At 72.7% G+C, this 18,690-nt stretch carries 17 protein-coding genes and 1 pseudogene; 8 read left to right on the forward strand and 10 right to left on the reverse strand.

The genetic code is table 11. The features are described from left to right. Nucleotides 1–124: 124 nt before the first annotated feature. The 3 genes from ACFYZR_RS22550 to ACFYZR_RS22560 all read left to right on the forward strand — a co-directional run bounded on the left by ACFYZR_RS22550 (nt 125) and on the right by ACFYZR_RS22560 (nt 2,358). Nucleotides 125–1,105, forward strand: coding sequence for an ATP-binding cassette domain-containing protein (locus ACFYZR_RS22550; protein ID WP_391912967.1), 981 nt, complete (start codon nt 125–127; stop codon nt 1,103–1,105). Continuing rightward, a complete protein-coding gene (locus tag ACFYZR_RS22555) occupies nt 1,102–1,965 on the forward strand; it encodes an ABC transporter permease (protein WP_391912969.1) in 864 nt (287 codons plus the stop codon). The genes ACFYZR_RS22550 and ACFYZR_RS22555 overlap by 4 nt, the downstream gene beginning before the upstream one ends. A gap of 198 nt (nt 1,966–2,163) precedes the next feature. Beyond that, nucleotides 2,164–2,358, forward strand: a complete 195-nt coding sequence (locus ACFYZR_RS22560; RefSeq protein WP_391912971.1) for a hypothetical protein — start codon at nt 2,164–2,166, stop codon at nt 2,356–2,358. A gap of 18 nt (nt 2,359–2,376) precedes the next feature. Here ACFYZR_RS22560 and ACFYZR_RS22565 read toward each other — a convergent pair whose 3' ends face one another. The 3 genes from ACFYZR_RS22565 to ACFYZR_RS22575 form a co-directional block, all read right to left on the reverse strand. Continuing rightward, nucleotides 2,377–3,783 (reverse strand): family 2B encapsulin nanocompartment shell protein, encoded by a 1,407-nt coding sequence (locus tag ACFYZR_RS22565; protein ID WP_391912973.1) that lies wholly within the window; start codon nt 3,781–3,783, stop codon nt 2,377–2,379. 219 nt (nt 3,784–4,002) lie between these two features. After that, entirely contained in the window at nt 4,003–5,415 is a 1,413-nt protein-coding gene (locus ACFYZR_RS22570) for a family 2B encapsulin nanocompartment shell protein (protein ID WP_391912974.1), read from the reverse strand. 134 nt (nt 5,416–5,549) lie between these two features. Continuing rightward, nucleotides 5,550–6,767 (reverse strand): phosphodiester glycosidase family protein, encoded by a 1,218-nt coding sequence (locus ACFYZR_RS22575; protein ID WP_391912975.1) that lies wholly within the window; start codon nt 6,765–6,767, stop codon nt 5,550–5,552. Nucleotides 6,768–6,991: 224 nt separating this feature from the next. On the opposite strand from ACFYZR_RS22575, the gene ACFYZR_RS22580 reads away from it, so the two are divergent. Next, the gene (locus ACFYZR_RS22580; RefSeq protein WP_391912977.1) at nt 6,992–7,867 is read left to right on the forward strand and encodes a phosphatidylinositol-specific phospholipase C/glycerophosphodiester phosphodiesterase family protein; all 876 of its coding nucleotides are present in this window, start codon (nt 6,992–6,994) and stop codon (nt 7,865–7,867) included. Here the strand turns inward: ACFYZR_RS22580 and ACFYZR_RS22585 are convergent. Beyond that, a complete protein-coding gene (locus ACFYZR_RS22585; RefSeq protein ID WP_391912979.1) occupies nt 7,815–8,312 on the reverse strand; it encodes a hypothetical protein in 498 nt (165 codons plus the stop codon). The genes ACFYZR_RS22580 and ACFYZR_RS22585 overlap by 53 nt on opposite strands. Before the next feature lie 280 nt (nt 8,313–8,592). Between ACFYZR_RS22585 and ACFYZR_RS22590 the strand changes: the two genes are divergently transcribed. Continuing rightward, nucleotides 8,593–8,844, forward strand: a complete 252-nt coding sequence (locus ACFYZR_RS22590) for a hypothetical protein (RefSeq protein ID WP_391912981.1) — start codon at nt 8,593–8,595, stop codon at nt 8,842–8,844. Nucleotides 8,845–9,009: 165 nt separating this feature from the next. Here ACFYZR_RS22590 and ACFYZR_RS22595 read toward each other — a convergent pair. Together ACFYZR_RS22595 and ACFYZR_RS22600 are read right to left on the reverse strand one after the other, a co-directional pair. Continuing rightward, nucleotides 9,010–9,942, reverse strand: a pseudogene (locus ACFYZR_RS22595) (SWF or SNF family helicase); the annotation flags it as partial. Then, the gene (locus ACFYZR_RS22600; RefSeq protein WP_391912983.1) at nt 9,939–12,815 is read right to left on the reverse strand and encodes an SNF2-related protein; all 2,877 of its coding nucleotides are present in this window, start codon (nt 12,813–12,815) and stop codon (nt 9,939–9,941) included. The gene ACFYZR_RS22600 and the pseudogene ACFYZR_RS22595, both read right to left, overlap by 4 nt. Nucleotides 12,816–12,982: 167 nt before the next feature. Between ACFYZR_RS22600 and ACFYZR_RS22605 the strand changes: the two genes are divergently transcribed. After that, nucleotides 12,983–13,165, forward strand: coding sequence for a hypothetical protein (locus tag ACFYZR_RS22605; protein WP_391912985.1), 183 nt, complete (start codon nt 12,983–12,985; stop codon nt 13,163–13,165). A gap of 16 nt (nt 13,166–13,181) precedes the next feature. Here the strand turns inward: ACFYZR_RS22605 and ACFYZR_RS22610 are convergent, their stop codons facing one another. The 4 genes from ACFYZR_RS22610 to ACFYZR_RS22625 all read right to left on the reverse strand — a co-directional run bounded on the left by ACFYZR_RS22610 (nt 13,182) and on the right by ACFYZR_RS22625 (nt 16,880). Next, complete coding sequence (locus tag ACFYZR_RS22610; RefSeq protein ID WP_391912987.1) at nt 13,182–14,204, reverse strand: TolB family protein; 1,023 nt, start codon at nt 14,202–14,204, stop codon at nt 13,182–13,184. Nucleotides 14,205–14,239: 35 nt separating this feature from the next. Beyond that, nucleotides 14,240–15,535, reverse strand: a complete 1,296-nt coding sequence (locus ACFYZR_RS22615) for an MFS transporter (RefSeq protein WP_391912989.1) — start codon at nt 15,533–15,535, stop codon at nt 14,240–14,242. A gap of 2 nt (nt 15,536–15,537) precedes the next feature. Continuing rightward, nucleotides 15,538–16,455: an alkaline phosphatase family protein gene (locus ACFYZR_RS22620; protein ID WP_391912991.1), complete on the reverse strand. Its 918-nt coding sequence runs from the start codon at nt 16,453–16,455 to the stop codon at nt 15,538–15,540. Nucleotides 16,456–16,583: 128 nt separating this feature from the next. After that, on the reverse strand, nt 16,584–16,880 hold the full coding sequence (locus tag ACFYZR_RS22625) for a hypothetical protein (RefSeq protein WP_391912993.1): 297 nt from the start codon (nt 16,878–16,880) through the stop codon (nt 16,584–16,586). Between the two features lie 227 nt (nt 16,881–17,107). Here ACFYZR_RS22625 and ACFYZR_RS22630 point away from each other — a divergent pair, with 227 nt between their 5' ends. Both ACFYZR_RS22630 and ACFYZR_RS22635 read left to right on the forward strand, forming a co-directional pair. Beyond that, nucleotides 17,108–17,479 carry a roadblock/LC7 domain-containing protein gene (locus ACFYZR_RS22630; RefSeq protein WP_391912995.1) on the forward strand — a complete coding sequence of 124 codons (372 nt, stop codon included), beginning with the start codon at nt 17,108–17,110 and terminating at the stop codon, nt 17,477–17,479. Between the two features lie 198 nt (nt 17,480–17,677). Continuing rightward, nucleotides 17,678–18,643: a DUF6397 family protein gene (locus tag ACFYZR_RS22635; RefSeq protein ID WP_391912997.1), complete on the forward strand. Its 966-nt coding sequence runs from the start codon at nt 17,678–17,680 to the stop codon at nt 18,641–18,643. Nucleotides 18,644–18,690 lie beyond the last annotated feature (47 nt).

Genomic DNA, 18,690 nt, shown 5'->3' on the forward strand with positions numbered 1-18,690 from the left:
CGACTGCCCTAGGCTCCGGTGGTGCTCAAGTTTGAGTCCGGGCATCGGGGGAGTCATCCGCCCGGAGGCCGTCCCGTCGAGCGGGACCGTGAGCCAAGGCGCACAGGACCTAGGAGTCAGAGATTTGAGTTCACCATCCTCGCCTGCCATCGAGACCTCGGGACTCGTGAAGAAGTTCGGTGAGACCCGGGCGGTCAATGGCGTCGATCTTTCCGTCCCCCAGGGGATCGTGTACGGGGTCCTGGGACCCAACGGTGCCGGCAAGACCACCACCATCCGCATGCTCGCCACCCAGCTCACCCCCGACGAGGGCTCCGCCCGGGTGCTCGGCCACGACGTCGTCAAGGAAGCCGACGCCGTGCGCAGCCGGGTCAGTCTCACCGGGCAGTTCGCGTCGATCGACGAGGATCTCACCGCCACCGAGAACCTCGTCCTGCTGGCCCGCTTACTGGGCTTCTCCCGCGGCCGGGCCACGAGCCGGGCCGCCGAACTGCTGGCGGCCTTCGAACTCACCGAGGCGGCCGACCGCCAGGCCAAGACCTTCTCCGGCGGTATGCGCCGCCGCCTCGACATCGCGGCGAGCATCGTCATCACCCCCGATCTGCTCTTCCTCGACGAACCGACCACAGGGCTCGACCCCCGCAGCCGTAACCAGGTCTGGGAGAGCGTCCGCGCCCTCGTCGAGGTGGGCACCACCGTCCTGCTCACCACCCAGTACCTGGACGAAGCGGACCAACTCGCCGACCGCATCGCCGTCATCGACCGCGGCCAGGTCATCGCCGAGGGGACCACGGGTGAACTCAAGGCATCCGTGGGCTCGGGCGCCCTCCACGTCCGGCTGATCGAACCGAAGGACCGGCCGGAGGCCGCCGAGCTGCTCACCCGGGTCCTCGGGGTGCCGGTCTACCAGGAGCCGGATCCGCTGGCCCTCTCGGCGCGCACCGCCGACGCCGAGCGTGTCGCCCAGGCGCTCGCCGAGCTGGCCCGGTCGGGCGTCTCCGTCGCCGACTTCGCCCTCGGGCAGCCCAGCCTCGACGAAGTGTTCCTCGCTCTGACCGGCCGCCTGGCCGAGGACGCCACGACCACTCAGGAGGACGCGGCATGACGACGGCATCCAAGACGGCGTCAGCGACGGCACAACCCCCCGCCGCCGCTGACGCCCTGCGCGCGGCCCTCGCCGTCCGGGCCCGGCCCGGGCGGCCGAACCCCTTCACCGCGATCTGGGTCACCGCCTGGCGCACTCTGCGGAAGATGAAGCACTACGGCGTGGCCGTCCTGTTCGACGTGACGCTGATGCCCGTCATCTTCCTGCTGACCTTCACCTACCTCTTCGGCGGCGCGTTCGCGGGGTCGACGAAGGAGTACCTCCAGTACTTCCTCCCCGGCGTCCTGGTTCAGGCCGTGGTCATGCCCACGGTGTACACCGGCACCTCGCTCAGCATGGACATCACCAAGGGCATCTACGACCGCTTCCGCACCCTGCCGTTCTGGCAGCCGGCCGTCATCGTCGGCAGCCTCCTCGGAGACCTGGTCCGCTATGTGCTGGCGCTCGTCACCACCCTGGGCGTGGGCCTGGCACTGGGCTTCCGGCCGGACGGCGGGACGGGCGGAGTGATCGCCGCGCTGCTGCTCCTGCTGCTCTTCGCGGTCAGTGTGAGCTGGATCTTCGCCGCCCTCGGGGTGGTGGCCAAGACCCCGGAGACCGTGTCCGGCACCAGCATGCTGGTGATGTTCCCGCTGGTCTTCACCAGCAATATCTTCGTCGAGCCCGACACCATGCCGGGCTGGATGGAGCACGTCGTCGATGTGAACCCGGTGAGTGACGCCGCCACAGCGGTCCGCGGGCTGGTCCACGGCACCGCGACGGCCGGCCAGGTCGGCTGGGTGCTGCTGGCGTGCGGAGTGATCACCGCCGTTTTCGCGCCGCTGACGATGCATCTCTACCGGGCCAAGAGCCGGGGCTGAGCCCCCGTCGGAGCCGACAGCCGGGTGGCGTATCCCCCGTCCGCCCCCGGCTGTCACCCCGTTTCGCGCCCCTTTTCACTCCGGTTCACGGCCGAATCGGTGATGTCCCACCCGGATGGCGTATGCCCGTCGCGCCGGTCCCGGCGGTGAGATGAGCAAGACTGGCGGACGTCCACCGCCGCACCGAGGAGGTACATCATGGCCGTGTCGATTTCCGTGGTCCTGTTGCTTCTGATCCTGTCGGTGGTGTTCATGCGCAACGGAGGGTTGCGCTTCTCGCACGCGATGGTCTGCGTTCTGCTGGGCTTCGTCCTCGCCAGCACCAGCGTCGCGCCCACCATCGCGCACGGGATCAACGCCACCGCCGAGATCGTCGGCGGCGTCAGGCCCTGACCGGCCGGGCGGCGCCCGTCAGCGCCCGATCTCCACGTCCTCCAGCACGCCCAGCGCGTCCGGCACCAGGACGGCCGCCGAGTAGTAGGCGCTCACCAGGTAGGACGACACGGCCTGCTCGTTGATGCCCATGAAGCGCACATTGAGGCTGGGCTGGAACTCGTCGGGAATGCCGGTCTGGTGGAGCCCGATGACGCCCTGGTTGTCCTCGCCCATCCGCATCGCGATGATCGAGCTGGTGCCGGTGTCGCTCACCGGGATCTTGTTGCAGGGCAGCAGGGGGACACCGCGCCAGGAGCGCACGGAGGTGCCCAGGAAATCGATGTTCTTCGGGTAGAGGCCACGGCTGGTGCACTCGCGCCCGAAGGCGGCGATCGTCCGCGGATGCGCCAGGAAGACCTGGGTCTTGCGGCGCCGTGAGAGCAGCTCGTCGAGGTCGTCGGGGGTGGGCGGTCCGCTGCGGGTGTGGATGCGCTGGCCGAAGTCGGCGTTGTGGAGGAGACCGAATTCCCGGTTGTTGATCATTTCGTGCTCTTGGCGTTCGCGCAGGGCCTCGACGGTGAGCCGCAGCTGCTGTTCGAGCTGGTTCATGGGCTCGTTGTAGAGGTCGGCGACGCGGGTGTGCACCCGAAGCACCGTCTGGGCCACGCTCAGCTCGTACTCGCGGGGCTTGAGCTCGTAGTCCACGAACGTGCCGGTGATGGCCGGCTCGCCGGCGTGGCCGGAGGTCACCGCGATGTCCGCCTCGCCCCGCTTGTTGGCGGGGGGAGCGGGCCGGGACGCGAAGCCCGCGACATGGGCGCGCAGCGCGTCGGAACGGTCGGCGATCTCCTGGAAGGCCTGCCGGTTGAGCGTCAGCACCGCACAGCGGGTCACCGCCCGGACGGTGAAGCCCCAGGTGCCGTCGGGCTCCAGGGGCACCTTCTCGCCGAAGTAGTCGCCGTCGGCGAGGGTGCCGAGCGCGGTCTCGTCCCCGTACTTGCCGGTGCCGGTCTTGGCGAGCTTGCCATGGGCGATGAGGAAGATCTGGTCGGCGGGCTGACCCGCCTCCACGAGCGCGTCGCCCGGGGCGTACTCCCGCTGCACGAAGGCGTTCGCCAGGGCCTCCAGGACGTCGGCGTCCTCGAAGCCGCGCAGGACGGGCAGTTCGCCCAGCTCCGGCGGGATGACCCGGATGTCGGCGCCGGTGGAGATGAACTCCACCCGGCCGTCCCCGACGGTGTAGGTCAGCCGCCTGTTGACCCGGTAGGTGCCGGCCGACACCTGCACCCAGGGCAGGACGCGCAGCAGCCAGCGCGAGGAGATCCCCTGCATCTGGGGGACGGACTTGGTGGTCGTCGCGAGCTGGCGTGCCGCGCCGGTGCCCAGGCTCAGCTGTGCCTGAGCGGCCTGCTCGGTGTTCTCCGGCTCCACTGACGTGGTCATATGTGGTGATCACCCATCTGTGTGATTCAAGCTGTTGAACGTGGTGCGGGGCGGTTCGGGGCGGTCCCGCCGGTGGCCCGGGACCGTTCCTGGGCGCGCTCCGGGGCGACACCCCGGAGAGCCGGGCGGCGGCTGTGCCCAGACCGATGGGCCCGCCCGGCTGTCGGGGTGGCGATCCTCTTCACGCGCTCATACGGAAGAGACCTTCGAGGGAATTCCTCAGTGCCCGATCTCGACGTTCTCGAGGATTCCCAGGGCGTCGGGCACCAGGACCGCCGCCGAGTAGTAGGCGCTCACCAGATAGGACATGATGGCCTTTTCACTGATGCCCATGAAGCGCACGGAAAGGCTCGGCTGGTATTCATCGGGAATTCCCGTGCGGTGGAGGCCGATGACGCCCTGGGACTCCTCACCGGTGCGCATCAGCAGAATCGAGCTGACGCCCGTCTCGGTGATCGGGATCTTGTTGCAGGGGTAGATGGGCACGCCCCGCCAGGCGGGCAGGGAGTGGCCGCCCACCTGGGCGCTGTCCGGGTAGACGCCCCGGCGGTTGAACTCGCGGGCGATCGCCGCGATGGTGCGCGGGTGGGCCAGCAGGAAGCCCGGGTCCTTCCAGACCGTCGCCAGCAGGTCGTCGAGGTCGTCGGGGGTGGGGGCGCCGCCGCGGGTGTGGATGCGCTGGCTGAGATCGGCGTTGTGGAGGAGGCCGAATTCCCGGTTGTTGATCATTTCGTGTTCCTGGCGTTCGCGCAGGGCCTCGACGGTGAGCCGCAGCTGCTGTTCGAGCTGGTTCATGGGCTCGTTGTAGAGGTCGGCGACGCGGGTGTGCACCCGCAGCACCGTCTGGGCGACACTCAGCCCGTACTCGCGCGGCGAGGTCTCGTAGTCCGCGAAGACCCCGGGCAGGGAGGGCTCCCCGCTGTGCCCGGAGGCGACGTCGATCGCCGACTCCCCGTGCTCGTTGTGGGGGAGGGCCGACCGGCGGCGAAAGGCCTCGATGTGCGCCCGCAGGCCGGGGGAGCCGTCCAGCGCATCCTGGAAGTCCCCGCGCGGCAGCGTCAGCACCGTACAGGCGGTCACCGCCCGGACCGAGAAGTCCCACTCGCCCGGCTCCTCGGCGGCCAGCGCCTGGTCGCCGACGTACCCGCCGTCGGCCAGGACGCCCAGCACTGCCGGCTCGCCGTACTCGCCCTCGTGGAACCTCTCGGCCTTGCCGTGGGCGAGCAGCACCACCTCGTCCGCCGGCCGCCCGGCCTCCACCAGCAGCTCACCGGGCCGGAACTCCCGCTGGACGAACCGCCCGGCCAGCGCCTCCAGGACCGCGGGGTCCGCGAAGCCGCGCAGCAGGGGCAGCTCGCCCAGCTCCGCCGGGATGACCCGCACCTCGGCGCCGGTCGTGAAGAACTCCACCTTGCCGTCGCCGAGCGTGTGCGTCAGCCGGCGGTTCACCCGGTACGTACCACCGGAGAGCTGAACCCATGGCAGCAGCCGCAGGAGCCACCGCGAGGTGATCCCCTGCATCTGCGGAACGGACTTTGTCGTGGTCGCCAGATTGCGGGCGGCCTCGGTGCCCAGGCTCAGCCGCCCGGGGGGATTATCCGTGCCCGCTCCGGTCTCCAGTGACGTCGTCATAATCGAATGCCCACCCATCCATTACGGAAGTACCCATTGCGGAACCGTCGGGAATTCCCGCTCGCCCCCATTCGAAGCTAGCAGTGCGAATCCATGGGGGCGATCACTCAAAAGGATGGGATTGAAAGCTGGTGTCAAGGTCGGATAAAAATGCCGATCCCGTTGGGCACGGGCCGCTCGGCCCCGCCCGACGGATGGTTGCGCACGGTCGGACGGGCCTCGCCCGGGTCCCGGGCGACGAGCGTCGACGAGCCGCCGCCGTCGAGGTTGAAGCCGTCGGCGGCCCCCAGCCCCTTCAGGGCCTGGGCCAGTTCCAGCAGGGTCAGCCCGGGCCGGTGGGCGGCTCCGCCGTCGAGCGCCAGCAGCAACAGCCGCCGCCCCCGGTCCGCCAGACCGGCGGCGGTCCGCACGGCGGCGGTCTCCGTGTCCAGCCCCCCGACGGGCCTGCCCCCGCGCAGCAGGGGAAAACCCCCGATCGCGAAGCGCAGCGACCCCGAACGCCGGGGCCGGAGGTACTCGTCGACCGCCACCCGGTCCCCGACCTTGAGCTTGCGCAGCTGCCGTGCCCCGTCCTCGCGCCCCAGCAGCACCACCGAACCCCGGGCGACGGCGCCCCGGCCGGGCCGCTCCGCCACGGCCGCCACCCGGCCCCCGCGCACGGTCAGTTCACGGGTGTCGTCGCTGCACGGCGCGCCCCGGTCGGTGTCCGTGCCACAGGTGGCCCGCAGCCGTGACGCCGTGCCCCAGGCCGGGGTGAACGCCCCGATGCCGTCGACCGGGATCGCGTACTGGTTGAAGCCGCTCAGCGGGAACTCGTCGTTCCGGGCGCGCACGGACCCCTCCAGCGTGAGCCGGTCCAGCCGCGCCGTCCGGTCCGCGCCCACGCCCAGGACGTCCTCCGTGGTACCGCCCGACGGCATCGCCGGGCCGAACCGCTGGCCGTCCGGCACCGCCGCCTTCAGATCGTGCCCGCCCGCCACGGCGGGACCCACCGGCGCGCCCGTGGCGTCCACCCCGGGATGCTGCGCCTCGGCGATGTTGAAGAAGTCCCCGTTCACCCCGCCGACCGCGCTGCGGTCGCCGGCCATCCGGGACAGCCGCTCCCGGGCGCCCACGGCCCCCGGGTACAACAGGTCCACCGACACCCGCCGCTCGCGCAGGTCGACCGTGAGCAGATGCCCGTACGCCGGTCCGTTCGATCCCTTCAGCGAGAACCCCCGATACGTCACTCCCGGCCCCAGCGCGGTCGGCGCGCCCAGCTCCGGCGGGGAGAGCTCCTCCGTGCCCGCCCACGCCGTGCCGCCCCCGACCAGCGAGACCCATGCCACCAGTACCGTCAGAACCGCGCGCACGCGGCGTCCACTTCTTCCCACTGTCACCCCAGAGGTCCCGTCAACTCTGTCATGGCGCAAGGGACTTAACCATGCCCCGAAAGAACGACAGGGAAAGCTCAGGCGGCGCCCGGCGCAACTCTCGGCCCGGCCCTGTCAAACGGCCCGGTGGGCCCCGATACTCGCAAGCGTCAGCGCGCGCAGCCCGCCCCTATTCGCTCACCGAGCCACCGGGAGGCAGCCCCATGTCCCGTACGCGCCGATCCGCCGTCCTCGCCCTCGGAGCCGCGCTCGCCGGCTCCGTCGCCGCACCGGCCCTCGTCACCCCGGCTCTCGCCGCCCCCGCCGCCACGCCCACGGACACCGGGCGCGCCAGGCCGCCGCTGCGCCGCGCCCACGCGCACAACGACTACGAGCACCCCCACCCGCTCACCGACGCCCTCTCCCACGGTTTCAACAGCGTGGAGGCCGACATCTGGCTGGTCGGGGACGAGCTCCTCGTCGCGCACGACGCCTCCGGGCTCGACCCCGCACGCACGCTCGAATCCCTCTACCTCGACCCCCTGATGAGCCGCGTCAGAGCCAACCGCGGCCGGGTGTACCGCGGATACGATCTGACCCTCCAGCTCCTCATCGACATCAAGACCCCGGGCGACGCCACCTACCGGGCCCTGTCGCGCCGACTGCGCCCGTACCACCCGATGCTCACCGCGTGGTCCGGCGACCGGACGCGCCGCGCCGCGGTGACCGCCGTCGTCTCGGGGGACCGGGGCGCCCGCGCCCCCATGGAGGCGGAGCGGACGCGCCAGGCCTTCTACGACGGCCGGCTCACCGACCTCGGCGGCGCGCCCGCCTCCTTCGCGCCCCTCATCAGCGACAACTGGGTGGAGAACTTCACCTGGCGGGGGGTGGGCCCCATGCCCGGCCACGAGCGGGCCGCCCTCCGGCGGATCGTCGCCACCGCGCATGCCGAGGGGCGGGCGGTCCGCTTCTGGGCCACGCCGGACGCGCCCGGCCCGGCGCGGGACGCGCTCTGGCGGGAGCTCCTCGCGGCCGGTGCGGACTACCTCAACACGGACGACCTGGCAGGCCTCGAGGCGTTCCTGCGCGCAGCTCGTTGAGCACCCGGCACACCTCCGTGTCGCGGACCGCCGGCAGCAGCAGCGCGACCGCCTGCACCAGCTTGCCCAGCAGGAAGGTCGTGTCGGGTGTGGCGCGCACCAGCTCCCGTACCCTCTCCGTGTCCTTCCGCCATACGGATTCGAGCAGCACTGCGACATCCGGTGCGGCCTCCTCGTCCGTCTCGACCCAACCGGGCTCGTCCGGCACCCGCCTGACGAGATGCCGCAGCACCCGGTCGGCGACATCGGGCCGGTAGGCCTTCCGGATGGCCTCGTTGGCGATCCAGACGAGCGCGGCGACGAGGTCCCGGGCCTCCTCGGCCGTCATGGACCCGGGCAGCGAGCAGTCGAACGCCGCCTGATTGCCGTGCCGGAAGGCGAGCAGAAGGCGGGCCGCGCCCGCCTTCGCCTCGCCGGCGCGTGTCCGTGTGATCTCGGCAGTCATCGGTCGAATCATACGGTTAACGGATATTTATTCCGGTAACGCCGCATCGTCGGCGGGTCGATGGAATGTCCGGTTCCGGAGCGGATCCCGTAGCGGAACGGTCACCGCGCGGGCCGGGCCGCCACGGCAGGGGAACGCTGGCCGTATGGCCACCCCTCCAGGCCCCCCGCCGGGGCCGCCGTACGGCCCGCCGTACGGACCTTACGGACCGTCCGGCGGCTTCGGCCCCGCTTGGCAGCCGGACCCACCGCCTCCGCCCGGCGGCGGGAGAGGACGGCGGGTGGCGACGGCCGTCGCCGCGCTGCTCGGGGTCGCGGTCCTCGCGGTGGGGGCCGTGGTGCTCGTCGGAGGCAAGGACTCCGGTGGCAGCACGCCGAGCCACAGCGCGGTGCCGACCGGCACCGCCTTGTCCCCCTTCCCGCTCCCCACCGGGCTACCGTCGAGCCTGCCCAGCGGTCTGCCGTCCGGGTTCCCGTCGACGCTGCCCTCGACTCTCCCGTCGGGCCTGCCGACGGACATCTTCGGGCTGTAAGGACGACGTCCAGTGCGCTACCGCGCCCCGTAAGGGGCGCGGGACAGTGTCGATATGCGGCTACCGCCGCGTGGGCGCGATCGGCCCCCACCGGCCCGCAGCCGCTCGGACCACGCTTCCAGCCGAGTACTTGACGGCTGCCGCTCAACCGGCCTCTGCAAGCCGCGCCGCGATCCGCGCTGCGACCCGCTCCGGTGGCCCCGCCGCGGCCAGCCGCTCCGCGTCCTCGCGCACCGTCGGCTCCCCGGGCACGGGCGTCAGCTCGTGGCCCGGCGTCAGCGCCTCCGCCAGCAGCCGCCGCGCCCGGACCGCCGCGTCCCTCGCGAGGAACGCCAGGGCCTCGACGTCGAGCCCGTGCGCCCCTTCGGCCCCGTCCCCCTCGCCGGCCAGGACGGGCGGCCGCCCCGCCACCTCCACCGGCGGCGGGAGATCCGGAAGCGGCGGCACGAGGCCGCGCCCCGCGAACGCCTCACGCGCCGGTATCCCCACAGGCGGCTCCGGCGCGCACGAAGCGGCACGCGGGGCACTGCGCGATCGCAGTTCCTCCAGCAACTCCCGCTCCTCGCGCCCCCGTAGCAGCAACAGGACGAGCGGATCCCGGTCGAGCAGCCGGGCGACCTGATGGCACAGCGCCGCCGAGTGCGGGCAGTGGTCCCACGCCCCGCAGGCGCACTCGGCCTCCAGATCGCCGATGCCGGGCAGCAGGTCGACGCCCGCCGCGGCCGCGTCCTCGGCCAGGTGCGGCGGCAGGTCCCCGTCCAGCAGCGCCGCGATGTGCTCGGGACGATCGGCCACCACATCCAGGAGCCGGTCCCAGTCGGCCTCCGTGAATCGCTGGACCACCACGTCCGAGCGGTGGGTGACGCCGTCCCGGTCGCGGACGAGCGCGGTGATCCGCCCCGGCCGGACGGACACCGCCCCGACCGCTCCCGCGCGGGCGTACTGACGGCCGGCCTTCACCTGCCTGCCGTCCAGGGCGGTGTCCTCCAGCGCCTTGAGCCAGGCCCGGCCCCACTGGCTCGTGGCGAAAACCTGCCCCGCCACCGGAGGCAGGGCCGCGAAGACGCGTTCCCGCCGGTCGTGTGCCGTCCTCGTCATCGTCCGGTCCCCCTCAGCTCCACGAGCTCCGCCAGTTGGGCGTCGGTCAGTTCGGTCAGCGCGGCCTCCCCGGCGCCCAGCACCGCGTCGGCAAGGGCCTGCTTGCGCGCCAGCATCTCCGCGATCCGGTCCTCGACGGTGCCCTCGGCGACGAGCCGGTGCACCTGGACGGGCTGGGTCTGGCCGATGCGGTAGGCGCGGTCGGTGGCCTGGGTTTCGACCGCGGGATTCCACCAACGGTCGAAGTGCACGACATGACCGGCGCGCGTGAGGTTCAGGCCCGTGCCGGCCGCCTTCAACGACAGCAGGAAGACCGGGATCTCACCCTCCTGGAAGCGCCGTACCAGCTCCTCCCGCCGCGCAACGGGCGTACCGCCGTGCAGCAGCGCGGTGGTCACGCCCCGCGCGGCCAGATGACGTTCCAGGAGGCGCGCCATCCGGACGTACTGGGTGAACACCAGGATGCTTCCGCCCTCGGCGAGGATGGTGTCCAGCAGCTCGTCGAGAAGCTCGACCTTGCCGGAACGTCCCTCGATCCGGGGGCCGTCGCCCGCCTTGCCCGGCTCTCCGGGGACGTGCTCCTTGAGGAACTGGGCGGGATGGTTGCAGATCTGCTTGAGCCCGGTGAGCAGCTTGACGATCAGCCCGCGCCGTTCGAGCCCGTCCGCCTCCGCGATCTCCGCGAGGATCTCCCGCACCACGGCCTCGTACAGGCCCGCCTGTTCCCCGGTGAGCGCCACCGGATGGTCGGTCTCGGTCTTGGGCGGCAGCTCGGGCGCGATGCCCGGGTCGGACTTGCGGCGGCGCAGCAGGAACGGGCGGACGAGCGCCGCGAGGCGCTCGGCGGCCGCCGGGTCGGCGCCGCTCTCCACGGCCCGGGCGTGGCGCCGGCGGAAGCCGCCGAGCGAGCCGAGGAGCCCGGGCGTGGTCCAGTCGAGGATCGCCCACAGCTCGGACAGGTTGTTCTCGACCGGGGTGCCGGACAGCGCCACGCGCGCCTTCGCCCCGATGGCGCGCAGGGCCTTGGCGGTCGCGGAGGACGGGTTCTTGACGTGCTGGGCCTCGTCGGCGACGACCAGTCCCCAGCCGATGCCCGCCAGCCGGGGCGCGTCCAGTCGCATCGTGCCGTAGGTGGTGAGGACGAACTCCCCCTCGCCGAGCGCGTCGAGGTCGCGGGACGTGCCGTGGAAGCGGCGGACCGGGGTGCCGGGGGCGAAACGTTCGATCTCGCGCTGCCAGTTGCCCATCAGCGAGGCCGGGCAGACCACCAGCGTGGGGCCGGCGGCCTCCGGCAGGGTCTGCCGGTGCAGGTGGAGGGCGATCAGGGTGATGGTCTTGCCCAGGCCCATGTCGTCGGCCAGGCAGCCGCCGAGGCCGAGCGAGGTCATCCGGTTCAGCCAGTCGAGGCCGCGCAATTGGTAGTCGCGCAGGGTGGCGGTCAGCGCGGCGGGCTGGGCGACCGGTTCACGGCGGGTCTCGGGGTCGGCGATACGGTCGCGCAGCGCCGCCAGCCAGCCCGTCGCCAGCACCTCGACCGTCTCGTCGTCGTTCCCGGCGGGGGCGCTGCCGGTGAGCGCGGCGCCCAGCGCCTCGGCGGGGGTGATCCGCCGGTCGCGCCGGTCGCGGGCGCGGCGCAGCGCCTCGGGGTCGACGAGCACCCACTGGTCGCGCAGCCGTACGACGGGGCGGCTCGCCTCGGCGAGCCGGTCCAGCTCCGCCCGCGTCAGCTCCTGGTCGCCGATGGCGAAGCGCCAGCCGAAGGCGAGCAGTTTGTCGGCGGACAGCAGGGACGGCATGCCCGAGCGGTGCCCGGACGCGTCGTCCGGCGGGCCGACGACGGCACGGGCGGTGAGCTCGCGGACCAGGTCCTTGGGCCAGTGGACCTCGACGCCCGCGGCGTCCAGCGCCCGGGCGGCCGCGCCGAGGAGCTCCCCGGTCTCCTCGTCGGCGAGGTCGACGGCGGTGGGCACCGCGGCCGACAGCAGGGGCGAGAGCGCGGGCCAGGCGTGGGCGGCGCGCCGCAGGGCGCGCAGCGCGTTCATGCGGGAGCCGCCGAGCGCGCGGCCCGCCGGGGACACGCCGGACCACACGTCGGCCGCGTCGGCGACCAGTGCCGGGTCGGAGAGGCTGTGCAGCTGTGGCACGGCCCGGAAGCGTGGGTGGAGCTCCTCGCCCGTCCCGTCGGACCCCGTTCGCGCGAGGACCTCGACGCGCAGGGAGAGCCGTACGGCCGTGTCGTAACCGGTGGCCCAGGCGCGCGCGGCGGGCACCCGCTGGGGCTCGGGGGCGGCGAAGGGGCGGCCGCCCGCGGCGAGGACGGCGGCGGGGGAGCGGGGCAGGCCGTCGGCGACGGCGTCGAGGAAGGACCGTACGAGCCCCTCGGGTTCGGGCAGCAGGGGTGCTCCGCCGCCCGGCAGCGGCACGGCGTGCGCCGTGGGCGGCATGGCCGCGGCGAGCTCCTGGACACGGCGGGTGTCGTCGGGGGTGAGCGGCCCGGCCCGCCAGGTGTCGTGGTCGGTGCCGGTCAGTCCGGGCAGCAGCTTGCCGGTCGCGGCGAGCTGGAGGGCGAGGACGGCGACGGCGCCCCAGAAGGCGGCCGTCTCGTCGGCCCGGGCGGCCCGGGCACGGGTGAGGACGGGCACGGCGTCGCGCACGGGCAGCACGTTCGCCCGGACGGTCGTCGTGGTCACGTCGTCGCCGTCGGGGACGGCGACGGTCAGTTCCTCGACGGTGCCGCCCGCCAGGGGTGGTGTGCCGTCGGGGAGCCAGAAGGCGACCCGCCCGGCGCGGGCCGGGTCCCCGGGGAGGAAGACCGCCTGACAGCGGGCGAGCAGGGAGACGTCGGAGGGTGTCGCGGCAGAGAGCGGGGTCACAGCGCTGCGCATTCCTCAAATTTGACTAGTGCGGGTCGGAGCGGCCGAGGGTACAGGAGACGCGCGGCCGATGGAGGGATCTCCGAGGTGATCCGCGTCACCCGACTTGGCGCGGACCGACGTACGCTGAAACCGGGTTCGGCAGCCGTCGCGAAGGAGGCACGGACATGTCCAACAGGGCCAAGGTCGCCGTGGGTGGTGTGGCGGTGGGGGTGATCCTGCTGTGGCTGCTGCCCTTCTGGGCGGCGCTGCTGGTGATGGTCGGCATTCCCGTCGGCGCCTATCTGCTGCTCGATCCGTCGCAGCGCACACGGCTGCGCAGGGCGTCCCGCAAACAGTTGGGTCGCTAGGGCCGCCGGGCCCGCACTAGGGACGCGTGGTGAACACGGGGGCGAGCGCCGCCTCCGTCAGCAGCCGCGCGCGGCCGGATCCGTCGGCCGGGACGGTCCACAGATCGGAGCCGTAGTCACCGGGCAGGGAGTACACGAGCGTGTGCCCGTCCCGCCAGACCGCCTGGTCGTCGACATTGCGCCGCTCCGCCGTGGCGGTCTCGCGCAGGGTGCGCAGGTCCAGGACGTACAGCCGCCAGGGCGCGTCGGGGGACGCGCCCTCGACACGCTTCTTGTACGCGACGCGCGTCCCGTCGGGGGACAGGGACGGGCATTCGACGTTCTCGTGCAGGGCGCGCAGCGTCCGCTCCGAGCGGTCCCCGCGCACCAGATAGGTCCTGCCGCCCGTGGCGACGGTGGCGTAGAAGTGTCCGGCGTCGGCGAAGGTGACGCCCCAGACGTTGAGGTCCGCCGCCCGGTGGGGCCGGCCGTCCAGGAGGAAACGGTAGTCCTCCAGATCGCGGTCCAGTTCCCCGGTGCGGACGTCCAGGACCGAGGTGCGGGTGGAGAAGGCGGTGCCCGCGTAGGAGTCGCCGCTGACGAAGACCGTCCAGGCCGCGGCCCGCCCGTCGGGGGAGACCCGGGCGCGGGTGGGGATGCCCGCCAGGTCGTAGCGGCGCAGCGGGCGCAGGCGCGCGTCGAGGACCACGGCCCGGTAGACGTCCCGCAGGCCGCTGCGCGCCGACTGGAGGCAGACGCCGGTGCCCGCCGCCGTGTGGAAGCGCAGACAGCGGACGCCGGAGGAGGTGCGGGGTCCGGCCGGGTCGGCGTCGGAGACCGAGACGACCTCGTCGCGGTGCGGCCCCCAGGCCATGTTCCGGAAGACGTCGCGGCCCGGGGCGTCGAGGGTGACCGCGCCGGGCCGTACGGGCGGGCCGCCCGCCCGGGGCCGGTCCTTCTCCGCCGCCCGGTCGGCGGCCCGCAGGGTGGCGCCGACGGCGACCCCCGTCAGGAGGAGGACGGCGGCGAACAGGACCAGGAGTCGGTGCGTGCGGTTCATCCTGTTCGGGTTCATCCGGTTCGGGTTCATCCGGTTCAACGGACGGGCTCCGGTGGGACGTCGGTGGGCGAGGGGCGCAGCAGTACGGCGCTGGCGGCGGCGGAGACGAGGAGGCCGGTGGCCGCCGCGCCCAGCGCCGTGCGGTCGCCCCACGCGGTCCAGGCCGCGCCGAAGGCGATCGAGCAGACGAAGCGCGCCGCGGCCTGACCGGTCTGGACGACCGCGAGGCCGCTGCCCCGGGTCTCCCGGGGCACGGCGTCGGCGGTCGCGGCGGCCAGCACCCCGTCGGTGGCGGCGTAGAACGTGCCGTGCAGCGCGAGGACGGCGCAGGCCAGGGCGGGCGAGCTCCCCAGGGGCGCGAGCAGCAGCCCATAGGCGCCGAGGAGCGCGAGGTGGCCGCAGAGGAACAGCCTGCGCCTGCCGAAGCGGTCGGCGACCACGCCGAGCGGCACCGCCAGCAGGAGGAACGCCGCGGCGGTGCCCAGGGGCAGCAGCGGGAACCACGCCTCGGTGACGGCGAGCCGGCGCTGGAGGGTGAGGTAAAGGAAGGAGTCGCTGACGGTGGTCAGCCCGAGGAGTACCGCGCAGGCGGTGAGCCGGCGGACCCCGGGACGGCGCAGGAGGTCCCGGAGCGGAGTCCGGGTCTCCGTGCGGCGGGGGAGCACGGGGTCGGTGGGGCTCGTGGGTTCGCCGGGGTGCGCGGGAACGAACAGCCAGAGGATGAGCACGCCCAGCGCCGCCACGCAGCCGCTGACCGTGAAGACCGCGTCGTACCCCTCGGCGGCGGTCCGCAGGACCAGGAAGGCCAGCAGGGGGCCGAGCAGCGCCCCGGCGGTGTCCATGGCCCGGTGCGCGCCGAACGCCCGGGCCCGGTCGGCGGGTTCGCAGGCCAGCGAGATCATGGCGTCGCGCGGTGCGGTGCGCAGTCCTTTGCCCGTGCGGTCGGCCGCCAGGACGGCGCCGATCAGCGGGACGCCGTGCACGACGAGCAACAGCGGTTTGCACAGTGCGGAGAGGCCGTAGCCGAGGAGGGCCACGGTCTTGTGGCCGCCGTCGCGACGGTCGGCGAGCCGGCCGCCGACGAGGCGGACGAGCGCGCCGACGCCGTTGTAGAGGCCGTCCAGCAGTCCGAAGCCGAGCGGGGACAGGCCCAGCCCGGCGACCAGATAGAGCGGCAGGACGGCGCTGACCATCTCCGAGGAGACGTCGGTGACCAGGCTGACGGTGCCGAGCGCGAACACCGTGGCGGGAACGGCGGCCCGCCGGCCGGGAGCGGGATTCCGTCCGGCGGCGTCGGTGGCGGTGGTGGTGCGACGGTCCGCGAGGTACACGGTCAGCTGTTCCAGACGCCGGTGATGTCCTTGGCGCTCGCGGCGTTCCCGGCGTGCGGGAGACCGTACATGGTCTCCAGGGTGCGCAGCACGTCGTAGTGGTTGTACGTGGTGTCGGAGGTGGAACCGGCCTTGACCTGCTGGCCGTAGAGGACGGTGGGGATCCGGTTGCCGCTGAGGCGGTTGTCCTCGTCGAAGGTGATCAGCAGCAGGCTGTTGTGGGTCTTGGCCCAGTCGGCGTAGGACTTGAGGTTGTTCTTCAGCCAAGTGTCGCCGGTGCCGATGGAGCAGTCGTGCATGTCGCTGCACATGTTCGGTACGACGAAGGAGACCGCGGGAAGGGTGGCGTAGTCCCGGGGGAAGGCGCCGAAGGTGTGGGCGGTGCTGGTGGGGACGTTGCCGAAGCCGAACCAGGGGTTGTGCTTCTGGCGGTACTTGCCGCTCTCACAGGTCGTGGAGCCCTCGGAGGGCAGGGATTCGTTGTAGCTCGCCCAGGTCTTGCCCGCGGCGATCAGCTCCGAGCCGAGGTTGGGCTCCTCGCTGAAGCCGGGGTCGACGCAGCTGTCGTCGGTGATGCCCTGGGTGTCGCCCGAGAACAGCGCGTAGTAGTTGGGCTGGCTGGGGTGGGTCTCGGCGTACGAGGCGGTCAGGTTCGCGCCGCCCGCGGCCAGGGAGTTGATGTAGGGGGCGCTGGAGCTGCCCATGACCTGGTCGTAGGCGCGGTTCTCGAAGACGACGACCACGACGTGGTCGGGCGTGGGAACAGCCGGCGCGGCGGTGGAGTCCGAGGCCCACAGGCCGAGGGAGGTGGCCGCGAGCCCGAAGGCCGTGGCGAGGGCGAGGAGATGGCGGCGGCGGGGGCGATGGGGGTGGGTGGGACTGGCTGCGGCGGGCACGAGCTCCTCCGGATGAAGTGGCATCGGTGGGGGGTGAGCCGGGTGCGCTGGCAGCGTAGGACGGTGCGCGGTGGCATGTACACGACTTCAACATGACGAATCGTGGAACGGCGGCCGAGCGGCGTGCGACGCGTGATGGACGTCGTTCCGCGTCAGGCGGCGGGCAGTCCGAGGAGGGTACGGGCCACCGTCTGCGGGGATTCGTCGCGTTCGCGGGCGAGGGCTATCACGGCGCGGCACGCGAGCTCGTTCACGCCGAAGCTGAGGGCTTCCGGCGAGACCCAGCGCGTCGCTTCCATGCTTTTGTCGTAGTCGTTCTCGGCGCAGGCGGCGACATATGCCGCCGCGGCCTCGAAGAGATTGTGCTGGCGGCTCACGAGCGGCCGTGGCGTCGGTGCCCGCCGGACCTCTTCCGAGCGCTTGCGGAGTTTGTTGAACACGCGGATCACCTGCCCTTGTGAGCGGCAATTTCCTGCGGTCGTTCAAGTGTGCCCGGTGGGCGAGGAGTTGAACCTCCGGAAAATACAGTGGTGCCGCTCGTTTTCCGCGTCATGTCCGCATCCTGTGTCAACTGGCGAACGGATGGGTGTCGGAGGGGAGGGCGGGTTGCCCGGAGCGCGGAGGTGGGCAAGGCTTGCACGGCGGTTACGGGGAATTGCCGAACGGGGAGGCGGACATGGGAATCGGTAAGGAACTCGACTCGATGCTGGACGAGTTGGCCGAGAGGGGCGGTGGGATACGCCACGCATTGGTGCTGTCCAACGATGGGCTTGTGACGGGAGCGAGCGCGAGTCTGGCGAGAGAGGAGGCCGAACACCTGGCGGCGGTCGCCTCCGGACTGCACAGTCTCGCCCGGGGAACGGGCCGGCAATTCCGGGTGGGCGGCGTGCGCCAGACCATGGTCGAATTCGAGCAGGGCGTGCTGTTCGTGACGGCCGCCGACGAGGAGAGCTGCTTGTGCGTGCTCGGCGATGCCGATGCCGACATCGGCCGGATCGCCTACGAGATGACCTTGCTGGCCAACCGCGTCGGCGGCCGGAACCGCTGAATCCGGCCGGAAATCGCCGACTCCCGCCGGAAATCGCCGACTTCCGCCGGAAGTCGGCGACCCCGGCCGGTGCCGGACCGGTGGCCGCACCGGGGTCGGCGCCGAGGCCCGCCGGGGTTATCCACAGGCCCGGCGGGCTGTCGCACCCCACCGCTATCGTCGTCACTGTCAGTAATCGGGCGATGGTGGGAGGGCGTCATGGAGGTACGACAGGAACGGCAGCGACGGGAGCGAGGGCGGACGGGGGCGCACGGCCCGGCGTGGCCGGGCGTCCCCTTCGCCCGGGCCGCGCGGGAGCTCGGGCTCAAACCGCGCGAGTTCGAACTGGCCGTCCAGCTCGGGGAGGTACGGACCGTCTCGGCCGGCCCGGCCGGGCGGCGACGGGTCCCCCCGGAGGAGATCGACCGGCACGGATCGAGCGAGGGCTTCCCGGAAGCGCTGCGCTCCCGGCTCTGGGCCGTGGGCACGGCGGAAGGAGCCGAGCTCATGGGCGTCAGCCCCGCCCGCTTCACCCGCCTGGCCCGGGCCGGCTGCTTCACCCCGGTCCGCTTCTACGTCAACCGGTACCGCGCCGTCGTCTGGCACTATCTGGCGGCCGACCTCGCGGAGTTCGCCGACCGTGAACCCGGGCTGCTCACCGGCCGCACCCCCGCCCTGCTGCGGACCGCGCTGGACGAACACTCCGACCGGCGCGCCCGGGGCTGGCGCGCCCGCCGGGTCGACCAGCTGACCGCCCAGGCCACGGACGCCTGGCAGCGAGCGGCCGCCACCGCCGCCGTGCTCGACACCCCCGAACTGGCACAAGCCGTGCCCGACCCGGGTGAACGGGCGTATCTGAACGCGCTGCGCCCGGAGCTGACCCGGATCCGCTCCGAGGTCCCGGCGGCCCGTGAGGTGATCGAGTCGCTGGTGCTGGCCGAGGACCCGGACGAGATCGACTGGTACCGCCACTGCCTCACGACCGCCCTGCCCCAGGCCCGGGCCACCCGGCCCGCACCCGGCACCGACGGGAACCGGCAGACCGGGCCGGACCACGCCCCCGAGCCGGAGCCCGGTCGTGACCCCGCCGACAGCACGGCGCCCGGGCGGGAGCGCACCCGCCGCCCGGAGCCCCGGTCCCCGCGTCCCGGAAAGTTGTGGTCATGGCTGCGCGGGCGTCGGTAGACCACGGTCCGGCGGAGCGCCGAGCGCACCGCCGGACCGTGGCCGGG

The sequence above is a fragment of the Streptomyces sp. NPDC001678 genome, assembly GCF_042892945.1.
Classification (GTDB): Bacteria; Actinomycetota; Actinomycetes; order Streptomycetales; family Streptomycetaceae; genus Streptomyces.

Bases quoted from the DNA above. Each gene is read 5' to 3' on its own strand.
- ACFYZR_RS22630 (WP_391912995.1), top strand. From the start codon at position 17,108: ATGGGAATCGGTAAGGAACTCGACTCGATGCTGGACGAGTTGGCCGAG.
- ACFYZR_RS22565 (WP_391912973.1), bottom strand. From the start codon at position 3,783: ATGACCACGTCAGTGGAGCCGGAGAACACCGAGCAGGCCGCTCAGGCA.
- ACFYZR_RS22605 (WP_391912985.1), top strand. From the start codon at position 12,983: ATGTCCAACAGGGCCAAGGTCGCCGTGGGTGGTGTGGCGGTGGGGGTG.
- ACFYZR_RS22620 (WP_391912991.1), bottom strand. From the start codon at position 16,455: ATGCCACTTCATCCGGAGGAGCTCGTGCCCGCCGCAGCCAGTCCCACC.
- ACFYZR_RS22560 (WP_391912971.1), top strand. From the start codon at position 2,164: ATGGCCGTGTCGATTTCCGTGGTCCTGTTGCTTCTGATCCTGTCGGTG.
- ACFYZR_RS22585 (WP_391912979.1), bottom strand. From the start codon at position 8,312: ATGACTGCCGAGATCACACGGACACGCGCCGGCGAGGCGAAGGCGGGC.
- ACFYZR_RS22580 (WP_391912977.1), top strand. From the start codon at position 6,992: ATGTCCCGTACGCGCCGATCCGCCGTCCTCGCCCTCGGAGCCGCGCTC.
- ACFYZR_RS22555 (WP_391912969.1), top strand. From the start codon at position 1,102: ATGACGACGGCATCCAAGACGGCGTCAGCGACGGCACAACCCCCCGCC.
- ACFYZR_RS22570 (WP_391912974.1), bottom strand. From the start codon at position 5,415: ATGACGACGTCACTGGAGACCGGAGCGGGCACGGATAATCCCCCCGGG.
- ACFYZR_RS22635 (WP_391912997.1), top strand. From the start codon at position 17,678: ATGGAGGTACGACAGGAACGGCAGCGACGGGAGCGAGGGCGGACGGGG.
- ACFYZR_RS22610 (WP_391912987.1), bottom strand. From the start codon at position 14,204: ATGAACCGCACGCACCGACTCCTGGTCCTGTTCGCCGCCGTCCTCCTC.